General features: G+C 63.2%; 12 protein-coding genes. 9 read left to right on the forward strand and 3 right to left on the reverse strand.

Annotated elements, in window-relative coordinates:
• Nucleotides 1–13: 13 nt before the first annotated feature.
• Genes ACIQH5_RS21980 through ACIQH5_RS21990 form a run of 3 tightly spaced genes read left to right on the forward strand, consistent with a single transcriptional unit; the run spans nt 14 to nt 2,786 of the window.
• On the forward strand, nt 14–1,480 hold the full coding sequence (locus tag ACIQH5_RS21980; protein ID WP_141283417.1) for a GntP family transporter: 1,467 nt from the start codon (nt 14–16) through the stop codon (nt 1,478–1,480).
• A complete protein-coding gene (locus tag ACIQH5_RS21985; protein WP_400407667.1) occupies nt 1,480–2,355 on the forward strand; it encodes a class II fructose-bisphosphate aldolase in 876 nt (291 codons plus the stop codon). The genes ACIQH5_RS21980 and ACIQH5_RS21985 overlap by 1 nt, the downstream gene beginning before the upstream one ends.
• A 38-nt stretch (nt 2,356–2,393) precedes the next feature.
• On the forward strand, nt 2,394–2,786 hold the full coding sequence (locus ACIQH5_RS21990) for a DUF1304 domain-containing protein (RefSeq protein WP_105693827.1): 393 nt from the start codon (nt 2,394–2,396) through the stop codon (nt 2,784–2,786).
• A 9-nt stretch (nt 2,787–2,795) separates the two neighbouring features.
• Here ACIQH5_RS21990 and ACIQH5_RS21995 read toward each other — a convergent pair whose 3' ends face one another.
• Together ACIQH5_RS21995 and ACIQH5_RS22000 are read right to left on the reverse strand one after the other, a co-directional pair.
• The gene (locus tag ACIQH5_RS21995; protein WP_400407670.1) at nt 2,796–3,215 is read right to left on the reverse strand and encodes a VOC family protein; all 420 of its coding nucleotides are present in this window, start codon (nt 3,213–3,215) and stop codon (nt 2,796–2,798) included.
• A 75-nt stretch (nt 3,216–3,290) separates the two neighbouring features.
• Nucleotides 3,291–4,313: an Lrp/AsnC family transcriptional regulator gene (locus ACIQH5_RS22000; RefSeq protein ID WP_400407673.1), complete on the reverse strand. Its 1,023-nt coding sequence runs from the start codon at nt 4,311–4,313 to the stop codon at nt 3,291–3,293.
• Between the two features lie 120 nt (nt 4,314–4,433).
• Between ACIQH5_RS22000 and ACIQH5_RS22005 the strand changes: the two genes are divergently transcribed.
• Genes ACIQH5_RS22005 through ACIQH5_RS22020 form a run of 4 tightly spaced genes read left to right on the forward strand, consistent with a single transcriptional unit; the run spans nt 4,434 to nt 8,874 of the window.
• On the forward strand, nt 4,434–5,852 hold the full coding sequence (locus ACIQH5_RS22005; RefSeq protein ID WP_400407676.1) for an MFS transporter: 1,419 nt from the start codon (nt 4,434–4,436) through the stop codon (nt 5,850–5,852).
• A 17-nt stretch (nt 5,853–5,869) separates the two neighbouring features.
• Nucleotides 5,870–7,108, forward strand: a complete 1,239-nt coding sequence (locus tag ACIQH5_RS22010; protein ID WP_400407679.1) for a M20 family metallopeptidase — start codon at nt 5,870–5,872, stop codon at nt 7,106–7,108.
• A 39-nt stretch (nt 7,109–7,147) separates the two neighbouring features.
• A complete protein-coding gene (locus ACIQH5_RS22015; protein ID WP_400407682.1) occupies nt 7,148–8,521 on the forward strand; it encodes an acyltransferase in 1,374 nt (457 codons plus the stop codon).
• Nucleotides 8,518–8,874, forward strand: a complete 357-nt coding sequence (locus ACIQH5_RS22020; protein WP_400407684.1) for a GNAT family N-acetyltransferase — start codon at nt 8,518–8,520, stop codon at nt 8,872–8,874. The genes ACIQH5_RS22015 and ACIQH5_RS22020 overlap by 4 nt, the downstream gene beginning before the upstream one ends.
• A gap of 4 nt (nt 8,875–8,878) precedes the next feature.
• Here ACIQH5_RS22020 and ACIQH5_RS22025 read toward each other — a convergent pair whose 3' ends face one another.
• Nucleotides 8,879–9,463, reverse strand: a complete 585-nt coding sequence (locus ACIQH5_RS22025) for a hypothetical protein (RefSeq protein ID WP_400407686.1) — start codon at nt 9,461–9,463, stop codon at nt 8,879–8,881.
• A 118-nt stretch (nt 9,464–9,581) separates the two neighbouring features.
• Between ACIQH5_RS22025 and ACIQH5_RS22030 the strand changes: the two genes are divergently transcribed.
• Complete coding sequence (locus tag ACIQH5_RS22030; protein ID WP_400407688.1) at nt 9,582–11,192, forward strand: sigma-70 family RNA polymerase sigma factor; 1,611 nt, start codon at nt 9,582–9,584, stop codon at nt 11,190–11,192.
• A gap of 193 nt (nt 11,193–11,385) precedes the next feature.
• Nucleotides 11,386–14,313 (forward strand): hypothetical protein, encoded by a 2,928-nt coding sequence (locus tag ACIQH5_RS22035; protein WP_400407690.1) that lies wholly within the window; start codon nt 11,386–11,388, stop codon nt 14,311–14,313.
• Nucleotides 14,314–14,492: the final 179 nt, after the last annotated feature.

A 14,492-nucleotide genomic window follows, 5' to 3' on the forward strand; every position in this document is an offset into this window, starting at 1 on the left:
GGAGACACCCCCAATGAATCCCCTCGTTAACTCGTTGATGGTTCAGGCGGCCGACGCCCCCGCCATCAAGCCCGCAGTGGAGCTGGGAACACCGCTTCTGCTGACCATCGCTGCGGCCGGTATCGCCCTGTTGCTGGTGCTGATCATCCGCTTCAAGATCCAGGCTTTCGTAGCCCTGCTGGCCGTCAGCATCCTGGTGGGCGTCGCAGCCCAGATTCCGCTCAAGGACATCTTCACCGTGGTGACCACGGGCGTCGGCAGCACCATGGGCAAGGTGGCGTTGCTGATCGCCCTCGGAGCCATCCTCGGCCGCATGATCGAGGTATCCGGTGGAGTGCAGTCGCTGGCAACCCACTTCACGGAGAAGCTCGGAGCCAAGCGCGTTGCTGTCGCTCTGACGGCCGTGGGCTTCCTGGTGGCCATCCCCGTGTTCTTCGAGGTTGGCGTGATCGTCCTGGTCCCCATCGTCTACGCCTTCGCCAAGATCGCGAACGTTCACCCCATCAAGTTCGGTCTGCCCATGGCCGGCATCATGCTCTCCATCCACGTTGCAGTCCCTCCGCACCCGGGCATCGTGGCCGGCGCCGGCGTCTTTGGCGCGGACATCGGACTGATCACCATGATCTCGCTCATCATCTGCATCCCCCTCGGATTCCTGTCCTACTGGGTTGCCAGCATCATGAACCGCAAGGACTACGAGCTTCTCCCCGGAGTGAAGCAGCAGGTGGAAGAGTTCGGCTCCGAATCCCTGGTCCACGTTGGCCACGATGGTCCCGGCGCCCGTGCGATCGCACCTCCCCGTCCCGGGCTGATCATGTTCTTGATCGCGGCACCCATCGCCCAGATCCTTCTCGGCACCGTCGGCACACTGACTATCCCCAAGGACAACTACTGGTACGGCGTGGCCGCGTTCATCGGCAACCCGTTCTTCGCACTCCTGGTCGCTGTGGCCCTCTCCTTCTTCCTGCTGGCGGTACGCCGCAACTGGTCCCTCAAGGAAACCGGCGAAATCTTCGAAGGCGCACTGCCTCCCATCGCGTCCATCCTCATGGTGGTTGCTGCAGGCGGCGTCTTCGGTGAAGTCCTCCGCACCTCGGGCATCGGCGCCGCGCTGTCCCACACGCTGGACAGCCTTGGCCTTCCGGTGATTGTGCTCGGATTCATCATCTCCCTGGCCCTCCGCGCCGCGCAGGGTTCGGCCACGGTCGCAATCGTGACCACCACCGGCCTGCTCACTTCCGCCGTGATGGAAGGCGGCTACTCGCCAGCCCAGATCGCCGTAATTGTTATCGCCATCGGTTTCGGTTCGCTCGGCCTGTCCCACGTCACTGACGCGGGCTTCTGGACCGTGATCCGCTACTACGGCCTCACGGTTTCCGACGGCCTCAAGACCTGGACCGTCCTCACCACCATCCTGGGCCTGGCCGGCTTCGCGCTGACATACGTTGCCTGGATCCTGGTAGGAGGCCTGGCCCACTAATGCGCGCAAAACTCGATCAGCTGGTCACCTCAGCCCTGGCGTCCGGCTCCGCCGTTCCGGCCTTCACCTGCTACGACTTCACCACCGCGCTGGCTATAGTGTCGGCGGCGGAAGAAGCCCGGCTCAGCGTGATTCTGCTGGTGGCTCCGAAAACTGCGTCCACCCCCAACGGACTGCGCCTCATTGCGGCCCTGCGTGGCCTCGCCGACGACGCCAGCGTCCCGGTTTCGGTCCAACTGGACCACGCCTCGGACCTCAAGGTCATCCTCGACTCGGTGGCCGCAGGTGCGGACGCCGTCCTGGCCGACGGTTCGTCCTTGCCCTACGAGGACAACATCGCCTTGGTCCGCGAAGTCCGTGCCGCGCTGAACGCGCACGGTGCTTCCGACGTCGTGATTGAGGCAGAGCTGGGCGGCCTTGCGGGTGATGAGGACAAGGCGTTCGGTGCCGATGATTCAGCGCACGACGCCGGCGCTTCAGTTGCGGGGCTCACGGATCCTGCGCAGGTGGCTGACTTCGTGGAGCGAACGGGTGCGCAACTGCTGGCCGTGGCCGTGGGAAACGTGCACGGCAAGTACAAGGGCGAGCCCGCCATCCGTTGGGACGTGCTCCAAGACGTCGCAGCGAAGACCAACGTGCCGTTGGTACTGCATGGAGCGTCGGGCATTCCGGCGGACCAGCTCGCTAAGGCGCCGTCCATGAACGTGGGCAAGGTGAACTTCAACACGGAACTGCGCACCGGCATCCTCTCCACGCTGGAGGCCGAAACCGCAGCGCACCGTGCCGATGGCGAGAACCTCCAAGGCTTGCTGGCCCAGTGGAACGGCTCGGCCGCGACCTTCGCAGGCGCCACGCTGGAGTTGCTCAGCGCCTGACGAGCAGCTCAAGAACACAGGGAGGCTAGGATCAAAACATGATCCTGGCCTCCCTGATTTTCGCGACGATTGCCGCCCTGCTCCACGTCTACATCTTCACCATGGAGTCCATTACCTGGACCAAGCCCAAGACCTGGAAAACGTTCAGCATCACTTCGCAGGCGGACGCGGAAACCACCAAGCCACTGGCCTACAACCAGGGTTTCTATAACCTGTTCCTGGCCATTGGTGCCTTGATCGGCATCATCGCAGTAGCCATGGGAGCAACCCAAGTGGGGTGGACCCTCGTCTTCAGCAGCTGCGGCTCCATGCTCCTGGCCGCCCTGGTGCTTGCGGCCAGCGGCAAAAAGTACCTCCGCGCCGCTACGCTCCAAGGCACCACGCCGCTGCTCGCCGTCGTGCTTGGAGTGTTGGCAGTAACGCTGGGATAGCCCCCGGAACTAGGACTCAGGCGGACCATCCTGGGCCGCGGCGGCATCCATCCAGAGGACTTCCCAGTGGTGGCCGTCCAGATCACGGAACGCGCGGCTGTACATGAAGCCAAGATCCTGGGCCTCGTAGGTTTCGGATCCGCCGGCTTCCAATGCCTTGGCGGCCAACGCGTCCACGTCTTCGCGGCTATCGGCGGAAAGGGCCAGAATTGCCGCCGTCGAGTTCTTGGTGTCAGCGATGGGCTGCTTGGTGAACTGACTGAATTTGTCGTGGGTCAGGAGCATGGCGTAGATGGCGTCGCTGAAGACGACGCAAGCGGCAGTCTCATCGGTGAAATTCGGGTTGATGGTGTAGCCAAGGGCGGTGTAAAAGGCTTTGGATGCTTCGAGGTCGGCGACGGGCAGGTTCACGAAAATCGACGTTGTCATGCATCTGATCCTGCCGGTGTTTCCACGAGCCGTCCAGAGGCAATCCCGCGGTAGTGGATATCAGCTGCTGACGTTTCAGGAGGCCTCGTCCCTCCATAGTGGAAGGGGCACTACTGACAAGCTGCGTCCTGGCTCGTCAAGGAGATGGCCCAGCCGCTTGTAGGTCCTCACCACCGCCTGCCGGGATATTACCGAGCTGCCGGGTGCCCGCTCGGCCAGCTCCCGCTCGAACGCTTGCGCTTCCAAATAATTCCGCACCCACAACGTGACCACCAGGTTTTGCGTGCCCAATACTTGGGCGCTGAGCCGACAGTTGGGTTGCGCGGCGAAGTAGCTGCCTATGTCGTCAACATATTGCGCCGGAATGTTGAGCATGAGGGTGACCTCCCGCAGGCCCCTGTTTGCTGCTGTGGAGGCGTCGCACCTCAGCGTGATGTAGCCGGAAGCGAGGAAGCGCTCCACCCGCCGACGGGCGGTCTGGGGTGAGACGTCGCAGGCGGTGCCAAGTTCCGCCCAACTGGCCCGGCCGTCCTTGGCGAGCTCCTCCAGCAGCGTGGCATCCAGTCGATCAGGTGAATAGCCGGCGGGGGCTTCTTTTGTTTGCGTCGAGACCTGCCGAGCGCGTCCGGGTTCCAGTGTGCCGCTGCGCCATTCCGAGGCCTGGCGGTACAGCTTGGTCACGAAAACCACCTCGCGGTGCGTGACGCCGGGAAGCTTCGGAAAAGAGTCAGTGATGATGTCCATGAGTTCCTCATGGCTGGAGGCAAAGCAATCCATGAAGACGTCATGGGAGCCGGTGACCATGGATACTGTGCCGAAGGCAGGCTCGGCACAGAGTCGGCTGATGAGTTCCTCACTTTCGCCCGGGAGCGAGGAGAGTTGGATGAAGGCAGACCAACCCGCGCTGAGGTAGCGCTGACCCGGAGATGGCGTGATCCATGCCAGCCGGCCCTCGGCCAACGTTTGCCATCGTCGCGCCACGGTGGGTCCTGAGAGTCCAAGAGCATCCGCAACCCGACTCCATTCAGCCCGCGGGTTGATCTGGAGTGCATTAACGATTTCAAGGTCAAGCTCGGAGATTATGGCTGATTCGTTCAATTTGTCCTGCTTTTAGTGGGTTTTGAACAATTCCACGGCCAGTGTAGACGACGGTCGTAGCGTTGTGACTCGCATCACGAGTATGTCGTCAACCAAGGCTCAAGACCCCCAAGGAAGCACATGGCAAGCACCGCAGCCCCTCCCACCACGTCAGCCATGACCCGCCGGAGCATTGCAGGAATGATCCTGGCAATGGCTCTCATCGAATCGCTCAGCGGCGTGACACAGGGATATCTGAGTCCCATCCTGCCCGCGCTGGGACCGGTCTTCGAGATTGACGACCCCACCATCAACGGCATTTTCCTCATCTCCAACGTCAGTTTCGCCGTTCTCACGCCCATCATTTCAAGGCTTGGCGACAGCTACGGATACCGCCTGGTGCTGCGCTGGTCCACGGGCGTGGTGACTGTTGGCGTGCTGCAAATGGCGCTGTGGCCGTCGTTGTGGACGGTGACGCTGGGCGTCGTCATGCTGACCTGCGTGGTGGGGTTCATACCGCTGATGATGGGAATCCTGCGTGTCACAAGCCCTGCACACACACGCACTGGCGTCAGCGTCATGATCGGCATGCTCATGATCATGGTGGGTGCCGGCGGACTGCTGGCCGGAATAGTTGGGGTCACCGATCCGACGCTCGGATTCTGGGTGGCGGTTCCCTTCGCCGTGGCCGCCTTCGTTTGTTCCTTCTTACTGCCCGACGCCGGGGTCCCCACCCGTGAGGGCATGGCCCTCGCGCCGTTGCTGGCTTGCTCTTTGGGTCTGATTGGTTTTGTGGTGGCGCTCTCCATGGCGCCGGAATGGGGCTGGCTGGATGCCCGCACACTCACCGCTGGCGCTCTGGGCCTGGCCCTTTTGGCTTATTGGGCCAGGCGGGACTTCAGTGCCATCCAGGGCCGCCGGTTCATGGATCTGCGAATGCTGGCCAATCCCCGGATCCGCGCTATCTCGCTGGCCACGTTCTTCTTCGGCTTTGCTTCCATCAGCTACTTCGGAACCAACGGTATATTCCTGCACTCCAACCCGGACAAGACTGGCTACGGGTTCGGCCTCAGCCCGCTCACGATCGCTGTGGTCCTTGCCTCGGCTTCCGTTCTGTCGCTGGCTTCCTCACTCCTAACGGCGAGGGCGCTCCGGCAGTTCGGTGAACGCGCCACCCTGGTCTTCGCGGGCGTCCTGCTGGCTTGCGGCTTCGTAGTGATGTTGCTGGGCCACAGCTCCTTTGCGGGGTATTGCGTTGGCTTCGCGATGTTCAACCTCAGCCTGGGAATGTACCAGGCAGGAACTCGCGCGCTGTCCGTAGAAGGTGTTCCTGTGGAGGAAACGTCCACAGCGGCCGGGTTGAACGAACTGGCCTTGTCCGTGGGCATCGCTGTGGGCGCCGCTGTAGTGAAGCTGATCTCTTCCGCGTCCGTTGATTCCGGACACATCACCGAAGCTGGATTGTTCACCATCTGGGGAGCACTGGCCGTCGCTGCGCTGATAGCCGCCGCCGCAAGTGCACGGTACCCGAAGCGTCAGGCCGCCGGGGTGACGGCATGATGGCTCGACTCAGCAGCGTGAGCCGCGGCGCCGCCGTCGTGCTTGCCTCCCCAGGGGAAGTTCATGCCGCGCTGGAAGGCCACCTGGAGCGCTGGACGCCGGAAATCCTCGATCTGAGCCATGCAATCCATGCCGATCCGGAACTCGGTGGCCAGGAGTTCAGGGCCGTCAAACGCGTGCGGAGCGTGCTGCGAAAGGCGGGCTTCACGTTCGATGAAGCGCAGCCTGAAGAGCCCACGGCCTTCAGTGCTCGCTTCGGATCCGGCGAACTCGTGGTGGCATTGTGCGTGGAGTACGACGCCCTGCCCGCGATCGGCCATGCCTGTGGACACAACGTCAACGCAGCCAGCGCGGTGGGGGCAGCATTGGCACTGGCGGCGGTGGCCCATGAGCTGGACATCACCGTCAAAGTTCTCGGCACGCCGGCGGAAGAGACCACCGGCGGCAAAGTGGACCTGATTGATGCAGGCTTTTTCGACGACGTCTCGCTGGCCATGATGGTCCACGCCGGTGCAGCGGATGTAGTGGGTGGATCGTCCCTGGCCATGTCCATGTGGGATGTGCTGTTCGAGGGGCGTCCGGCCCATGCCGCGGCTGCACCATCTGAAGGAGTCAATGCGCTGGATGCGTTGGTGGTGGCGCAGTTGGCGATTGCCCTGGCCCGGCAGCAACTGCCCGCGGGCTCCATCGTGTCGCTGATCGTCACAGAAGGCGGCAGCGCGGTCAACGTGATTCCTGAGCGCAGCCGCGCGAGTGTGGAAATGCGGGCACCGGGCATTGATCAGCTGCGCGTCATCCAAGGCAAAGTCCGGCGCTGCTTGGAAGCCGGCGCCCACGCGAGCGGTTGCACGCTCCACGTGACGCCGTCCGGCAACGACTACGCGGAATTGCGCCAGGATCCGTATCTGTCCACGGCTTACCAGGAAGCAATGAAAGCCAGGGGCAGGGACGTTGCCTTCAACGCAGATCCTGTGGCCTCGACGGACATGGGAAACGTGTCGCAACTGGTGCCGAGCATCCACCCGATGGTGGGTTACGACGTCCGCGGCGCCGCGCATCACACGGCGGAGTTCGCGGCATTCGGCGCATCGGCAGGAGCTGACAAAGCAGTGTTGGACGGGTCCTTCGGACTGGCAGCAGCGGCATGCGCTGCTGCTGTGGACCCGGCCCAACGGGAGCGCTTGCTGCACAGGACGCGCACCCGGAATCCCAGCGCCCCGCCTGCTGGCCCGGCCCCTCGCCCGGGCGGACAATGAAGTCAGCACGCACGCGCGTGCTGACTTCAGGGGAGAGCCATGGAGATGGATGCGAATCCTTCCGCCAGCGCGGTGAGTACCGCTGTGCCAAGTAGTGCTGTGCAACGGGACCCGGTGATCGACCTTGTCCGTTTCACCTGCCTGCTCCTGGTGGTGGCGGCGCACTGCATGATGGTCAGCCCGGTCCTGCATAAGGACGGCACGGTCACCACCGTGAACGTGCTGATGGAACAGGGCTGGTTTACCCCTGTGGCCTGGGGCCTCATGATCGTGCCGTTGTTCTTCGTCCTGGGCGGTGTGACCGGTCTGCAATCATGGCGTCGCCTGAAGGCGCACGGCGGCACTGGATTCGACTTCGCCCAGTTGCGGCTCCTGCGCCTGGTGCGTCCGGCCATGGCTTTGCTGGCGGTCATGTGGGGAGGGCTGTGGGTTGCGCTTCTGCTGGGCGTCCACCCGCAGGTCATCCAGTTGATGACCGCCGGCGCCGCGATGCCGCTCTGGTTCCTGGCCGCCTACCTCACAGCCCAACTCAGCATTCCCCTCATGGCTCGTTTTCACGAGCGTGCGCCATTTCTGACGTTCGCCGCCCTGGTGACACTGATGATGACGGTCGATTCCTTGCGCGGAGCCCTTCCCGTCCTGGCGTTCGCGAACATGATTTTTGTGTGGTGTGCCGTCCAGCAACTGGGTTTTTTCATGGCTGACGGCTTCTTCGAACGCAGGAGCCGTACCTGGCTGGTGGGGGCCATTGTGTCCAGCAACCTGCTGCTGGGGCTGGTGACCGGCGTGGCCGTGTACCCGGGAAACATGGTGGTGAACCTGAACCCGCCCAATCTCTGCCTGTTGCTCTTGGGCGTTTCCCAGGCTGCGACGCTCCAGATGCTGCGGAACGGCCTTCGGGGGATTGCTGGTTTCCGTTGGATCCGGGCAGTTATTGCTGTTGCGGGACGGCGTTCCATGACCGTCTACTTGTGGCACCTTCCGCTCCTGGTGGGCATGTCCGGTTTGCTGTTGCTCACCGATGTTCCCCAGCCGCTGGCCGGGACTGCGGAGTGGTGGTGGGCGCGGATCCCCGTCTTCTTCGCGGTGGTAGCCCTGTTGGTCCCCGTGGTGTGGCTTTTTGGGCGCCTGGAGAACCGTCCGACGGCGGCCAGCCACGCCCGGGGCCCGTCGCGTGCCGCTGTGGTGACGGCCGTCGTCGTGGTTTTGCTCCCGGTGGCGGACGCCGCATTCAACGGATTAACGCTTGCGCTGTTGGGCGGTGGAGCGGCGTGCTTCGCCCTTGCGGTCCTGTTGCTCGGCAAGGTTCCGACGCCGGTGCTGCCGCCGCCGCAGCGGGACGGCGCGGAAGTACGCGCGGGGCGGTGGTGGACGTTGCCAGCGCCGGATTTACGTGCCAATCTCGAACCATGACCGAGTACACGGATTCACTGGCAGAGTCGTTCCGCCCCGGCGTCACCACGGTGCGCAACGACAAATTTCACCGCTATGAGCTGCATGTGGACGGAGAGTTGGCCGTGATTTCGCAGTTCATGGATAAGCCCGGTCATATTGATTTCATTCACACTGAAACGAAGCCCGGGTTCAACGGCCAGGGCCTGGCAAAAGTCCTGGCGCATTTTGCGTTGGATGATGTGGTGGCGTCCGGAAAACGGATCATCCCGCATTGCCCGTATATTGCCGCGTACTTGAAGAAGCACGAGGGCTACGAACAGGATGTGGATTGGCCCGCCGAAAAGCCGGTAGGCCAACCGGACAACGAGTAGGGCGTCAGCTGTTTCTCCGCTGCCCCGGGTCGGTCTCAAACGGCCAGTCCCGTCGCATTCCGCTGAGCGAGACCAAGGCGTCGTGCTCATCCGCAATGAGCTGTCCCCGGCACGTGGCGCGGACCCGCATCGCGCTGACCAGGCTTCCCCCGTGGAGATGATCGGAGTCCGTCACCAGATAGGAGAAGCTCCGCATCACTGACTGGCCAGGTGCCAGGAGGCTGATTTCAAGGTCCGCCTGCACAGGTTCGGCCGTGTACTGGAGGACCTCCATGCCTTCGTTGGTGAAGGAACGCGGTATCAGTGCGACGTCCCGGAGGTAACTGGCCGAGTCGTTGGTGATCCACGCCGTGAAAATGACGGTATCGCCCGGAATGGCCCACGGCCTGTCTGCTCCGTAAACCAGGGCGACATGTCCTGCGTTCTTCTTCCGGGCGAGCAGGCCGGAAGGGGAGTGCGGCAATCCCCGAACCACCACGCTCTGCTGCCGCGGGGCTTTCTTGTGGAGAGCGCGCGTCACTTTGAGGAGGGAGAGGGGGCGCCGGGCGCCTGCTTTTCCCCGGCTCACTCCAGGGGTTGGGAATGTCATGCCTCACTAGTGCGGCCAACAGGGGAATCGTGATGCGAAAAATGCAATAAGTTGGGTTCTCTACAGGTATGAAGATCCCGATTCAAGTCACGCGCCACCTGATGTCACACTATTGTTTATGGATCAAGTATTTTCGGTAAAGGGCGGTGGCGACTCCCCAGCCCTGGCAATGGCCGCTGAAAGCGATCCCCACATCATTTCCATGGTGCGCCAAGGGGTCACGGAGGCGTTCGATGTGCTCTATGAGCGGCACTTGAAGATCGCCCAATATGTGGCCCGCGCCCAGACGGACAACCCCAGTGACGCCGACGACGTCGTGGCCGAGTCGTTTGCCACCATCTTCCAGTTGCTGATCGAAGGCAAAGGCCCCAAGGAGTTCTTCCGCTCCTATCTTCTGACGGTGGTGCGCCGCACGGCGCACGACCGGAACCGCAAGGCCCGCCGCATGCCGACTGCTGCCGACGACGCCGTCCTGGATTCCGCCGTGCTGGATAGTGACCCCGTCCTGAACGGTCTTGAGGCGAGCATCATGGCCAAGGCGTTCAAGTCCTTGCCCGAACGCTGGCAAGCCGTACTCTGGCACCTGGACATCGAAGGCCTGAAGCCGGCCGCGGCGGCGCCACTGGTAGGGCTCACTCCCAACGGCGTCTCGTCGTTGGCCCTCCGGGCGCGGGAAGGACTGCGACAGGCCTACCTTCAGCAGCACATCAGCCAGACGGTGGGCGACGGATGCGAAGAGTACGCCAGCCAGTTGGGGAAGTACGCCCGGAGCGCCTTGAAGCGTACCTCCGCGGAGAGAGTCAGGGTTCACCTGGATGGCTGTGCCAAGTGCACGGCCTTGCTGATGGAACTCAATGACGTTCAGGGCGGCATGAGGGCCATTCTGTTCCCCTTGGTCACGGGCATCGCTTTCAGCCCGGCCGCGTTTGCCTCGTTTGCCTCGTTGGGATCGGCAGCCACAACCGGAGGGACGGTGGTGGCGCGCAGTGTGAGCCAGCTGTGGAAGTTGACGGCGGCCATCGTGGTGGGAGTGCTCGCCTTGGTGGGAGTCCTTGGATGGTTGCTTCAGCCGACTCCCGCCACCGAGTCCCTTGCGCCTGGAGACGCCGGCGAGAAAGTTCCTCCCGTCCACTCAACGTCGGCTCCAACTGCCACGCCCTCGCCTTCCGCAACGCCTGGCCTCGAGGCTACGGAAGCAGCACCGAATACTGCCCAGCAGCCCACCACAGAGGCGCCTGTTGCCAGTGCACCGCAACCCACCGCCGTCGGGACCCCGCCGGGGCAAGGAAAGCGCAGTGCCGTGGTGACGGATTCCGGGAAGGTACGGTCGACGACGACGCCCGCGGCTTCCAGCTCAGCGGCACCTGTGCCTCAAACGGTTGATGCTGCGTTCGGCGCAGCCGCCGGCGCCGTTACGGGGGAGCGGGAGGTCAGCGTGGAGTTCTCGCTGAATGGCGAGGGGTCTCCCAGCACGGGTGAAGCGGTCTTTACCCTCCCGGACCAGGCGACTTTTGTGCCGGAAAGGACTGCTGCCCCGTCTGGTTGGACGTGCACCAGCGCTGCCTCCGAGCGGCGGCAAGTCCGTTGCGTCACGTCTTCCATGGCCGCTCATGATCTTGCCTTCAGGCTTGGCGTCGCTATGCCGGATAACGCCGGCGGGGGTATGTTCACCTACCAATTTGGTGGCCAAGGTATTGCCAACACGTCGTTTGCCAACGCGTATCACTAGGGATTTCCTGCCCACTGCGTGTTTCCTCTTCGCAGGCAAATGAAGGATTCCAAAAAGTTCTTCCGATTTTCGCGTCATGATTCGCCCGTTGCCCACACATAATGTTCGGGTCCCCTGTGTTTTCGGTGCCCTCGTTGGATTGATGGAACGTTCAACGACAAGAACAACTGCTTGAGCGCACTGAGGATGACCCATGAAGGACGCACGTCCACGCAAGCTCCTTGCGGCCATGATCGCTACGGCGGTGATGTCGCTGGGGCTGGGTGGAGCCCTGGAGCAGGCTGCCCTGGCCACGGCGCCGGGAACACCTGAAGTGGCCCAGGCAGGCAACACCATCTACGTTGAGAACTTCTCAAACGAGGACGCCTCAGCCGGGGCCATCAGCATCCTGGACTACCAGGGCAGTCCCGCAGCAGCCAACGAAACATACACAGCTGACACGACCTACACACCGGCCGGCGGAGAATGCGACGGATGGATCCTGAACTCCTCCACGCCGTTGCCCGCATCCGATTCCGGCTGCCTCAGGAACCAGCCGGACGGTTGGGAGCAGGTCCAGCAGATGGCGGTTGCGCTTGGCGTGGCACAGGGGCAGAGCCCGGCCCAAGCTGCTGGAAATCAGGTGTTGTCCGAGTACACCAACAGTGCCTTCGGAAGCATCGCTGCCGGTGTGCAGTTCCGGACCGAGTCCAACGCCGCTCCGGCAATAGCGGGCCACTATTACGCCGTGTCCGCCTACTTCGCCCAAGTGAACTGCCATGCAGCGCACGCAAGCCAGACCTTCAGCCTCCTCATCAACGGGACGCGGCAAGTCCTCAGTGCCGGTCTCGATCCCTGTGGCAGCAGCACCCAGGCCAGCGTTCACGTCACTAAGCTTCAATCCGTTCCGTACCAAATCCCGGTTGGCACCATCAACCCCACCCTTGGCCTGGAACTCCGGAATGAGACCACCACCGGGGCCGGCAATGATGTGGCTTTCGACCTTCCGCAGATTGTGGACGTCACTCCCCAGCTGGACACAGCCTTCACTCATTCCCTGGTGGGTCCAGGGGGAACGTCCCGCATGACCTTGACGGTCACCAACACGGATGAGCTGGAAGGGAAGAATGACTGGTTCCTGGCAGACACCCTCCCTGCCGGACTGGTGGTGGCGGCTAACCCCCATGTAGGTGGAACGTGTGAACAATCACCGGGGACCAGCCCGATGGTTCGGACGGCTGTGGCCGGAAGCACCTCAATTTCCGTGACCGGCGGTGACTTGGCGCAGGGCATGACGTCGTGCACCATCACCGTGGACGTCACCGCTTCTGTGGAAGGTACGTACAACAACGGTCCCGACACTCTGGTCACCAACCTGGCCCCGCCAGCGGACGCCGCCCTGACCGTGCGCGCCCCGCGCCTCCAACTGAGCACGGCCCTGAATGCGGCGCGGTTGGTGTATTCGGATCAGTTCACCGCGGAAATCCGTGCGGGTTCGGCCGATGGCCCGGTGGTGGGCAGCAGTGCGAACTCCACCACGGGGTCCGGTGCCACGGTTGGTGCTGGTTCCGGCACCACAGGCGAATACGTTGCCACAGCGGACGCAACGTATTACCTCACCCAGTCGGGAACAAACCTGTCCGGCTATGACGCAACCATCACGTGCACTGACGCCCATGGTCTTCAACCGGGCCTGCCCCACGCCGCAACCTTCACTGGTTCGCTTGGCATCGTTCCCGTTGCCGGTGCCGATATCAGCTGTGTGGTGGCCAGCACGGCAAACTCATCGCCGGACATGGAATTCGCTCTCTCGGCGGACGCCTCCGGGGTCCGGTCTCCGTCGGCAGTGGGGGACCGGATCATCTATTCGTTCACGGCGAAGAACACCGGTAACGTGCCACTGACCGACGTCGTCATTGACGATCCGAAGGCTGGTCATTCTGCCGTGGCCTACACCTGGCCCGGCACTCCGGGCGAACTTCTTCCCGGCCAGACGTTGCTGGCCACCGCACGGTATGCGGTGACCCAAGCAGATATCGACGCCGGCCACGTCGCCAATAGTGCCTCGATCACCGGGAGTCCTCCCACGGGTCCGCCGGTCACTCCTCCTCCCGGCGATGCGGACACTCCCTTGGTCATGGCGCCGGCCATGCAGTTCTCCGGGTCTTCGCCGGCACCCGACGCTGAGGTGTTGTGGAAGATCGGCGACATCATCACCTTCACCTTCACCTCCACCAATAGTGGCAATGTCACGCTCAAGGACGTAGGGATGGAGGCTCCGTTGGCGGGCCTTTCCGCCTTGGCTTACACCTGGCCGGGCACTCCGGGCGTGGTTCTCCCGGACCAAACGGTGACTGCTACGGCAACGTATGCGATCACCCAAGCGGATATCGATGCCGGCCACGCGGCCACCACCGCTACGGCCACCGGTACTCCTCCCAAGGGGCCGGCCGTAACGCCTCCACCGAGTGAAACGGACACTCCGCTGAACGCGATCCCGGCGTTGGAGTTCGAGATCACCGGGGACGCTTCCGCGCTGGGAGACCCTACGCGGCAGGGTGAAGTGATCGTCTACACGTTCACGCTGCACAACACCGGGAGTGCGCCCCTGACGGCTGTGGGGGTGGAGCATCAGATGCCGGGCCCCACGGTTCCGGACTACTCCTGGCCCGGTGCCGAGGGAACCCTGTTGCCCGGTGAAACTGCTACCGCTACGGCAATGTATGCGGTCACCCAGGCCGACGCCGACGCCGGAAAGGTCAGCTATTCCGCTACGGCAACCGGCACGCCATCCTTGGGGCTTCCGGTCACCACTCCAGCTGCACAGGTTGTTGTGACCTTTCCTCCGGTGGGTGCGGAAGGGTCTACGCCCCCGGCAGCGGGAACAGTGCCTCATTCGGGTATGACTCCCGGAGTGGGTACATCTGGCGCGGGTACGTCCGGGGCAGGGGAGGGCTCGGAGTTGGCAGCCTCACCCTCGGGAAGTGCCGATTCCCCGCGGGCTTCGGATGTCCCTGCTCAGTCTGACGGATTCCTGGCCAGCACGGGGGTAGTTTTCACGGTGCTACCCATCAGCCTTCTGCTTGCCGGAGTGGGGCTGTTCCTCTTCCTCGGCGGACGCCGCAAGCGTTCCGGGGCGTAGGACGTAAAGTGCCCGGCACCCAAGCCCCCAACCCCGGTAGCCGCAGGCTTTTCCAACCCAACTGAGTAGCAGTTCAGGTCGTTTTGAACGCGCTGAATCATGCGGTGATCGCAACACCTGAATATTGAAGGGTGTCGATTGCCATGGTGAAGTTCACGAATCGTTTGGTCGCTGAGGTT

The sequence above is a fragment of the Paenarthrobacter sp. NPDC091711 genome (assembly GCF_044756605.1).
Classification (GTDB): Bacteria; Actinomycetota; Actinomycetes; order Actinomycetales; family Micrococcaceae; genus Arthrobacter.

What these genes read in the sequence shown, in the direction of transcription:
- ACIQH5_RS21985 (WP_400407667.1), top strand. Translation starts at nt 1,480, where the DNA reads ATGCGCGCAAAACTCGATCAGCTGGTCACCTCAGCCCTGGCGTCCGGC.
- ACIQH5_RS22015 (WP_400407682.1), top strand. Translation starts at nt 7,148, where the DNA reads ATGGAGATGGATGCGAATCCTTCCGCCAGCGCGGTGAGTACCGCTGTG.
- ACIQH5_RS22020 (WP_400407684.1), top strand. Translation starts at nt 8,518, where the DNA reads ATGACCGAGTACACGGATTCACTGGCAGAGTCGTTCCGCCCCGGCGTC.
- ACIQH5_RS21995 (WP_400407670.1), bottom strand. Translation starts at nt 3,215, where the DNA reads ATGACAACGTCGATTTTCGTGAACCTGCCCGTCGCCGACCTCGAAGCA.
- ACIQH5_RS21980 (WP_141283417.1), top strand. Translation starts at nt 14, where the DNA reads ATGAATCCCCTCGTTAACTCGTTGATGGTTCAGGCGGCCGACGCCCCC.
- ACIQH5_RS22030 (WP_400407688.1), top strand. Translation starts at nt 9,582, where the DNA reads ATGGATCAAGTATTTTCGGTAAAGGGCGGTGGCGACTCCCCAGCCCTG.
- ACIQH5_RS22025 (WP_400407686.1), bottom strand. Translation starts at nt 9,463, where the DNA reads ATGACATTCCCAACCCCTGGAGTGAGCCGGGGAAAAGCAGGCGCCCGG.
- ACIQH5_RS22005 (WP_400407676.1), top strand. Translation starts at nt 4,434, where the DNA reads ATGGCAAGCACCGCAGCCCCTCCCACCACGTCAGCCATGACCCGCCGG.
- ACIQH5_RS22035 (WP_400407690.1), top strand. Translation starts at nt 11,386, where the DNA reads ATGAAGGACGCACGTCCACGCAAGCTCCTTGCGGCCATGATCGCTACG.
- ACIQH5_RS21990 (WP_105693827.1), top strand. Translation starts at nt 2,394, where the DNA reads ATGATCCTGGCCTCCCTGATTTTCGCGACGATTGCCGCCCTGCTCCAC.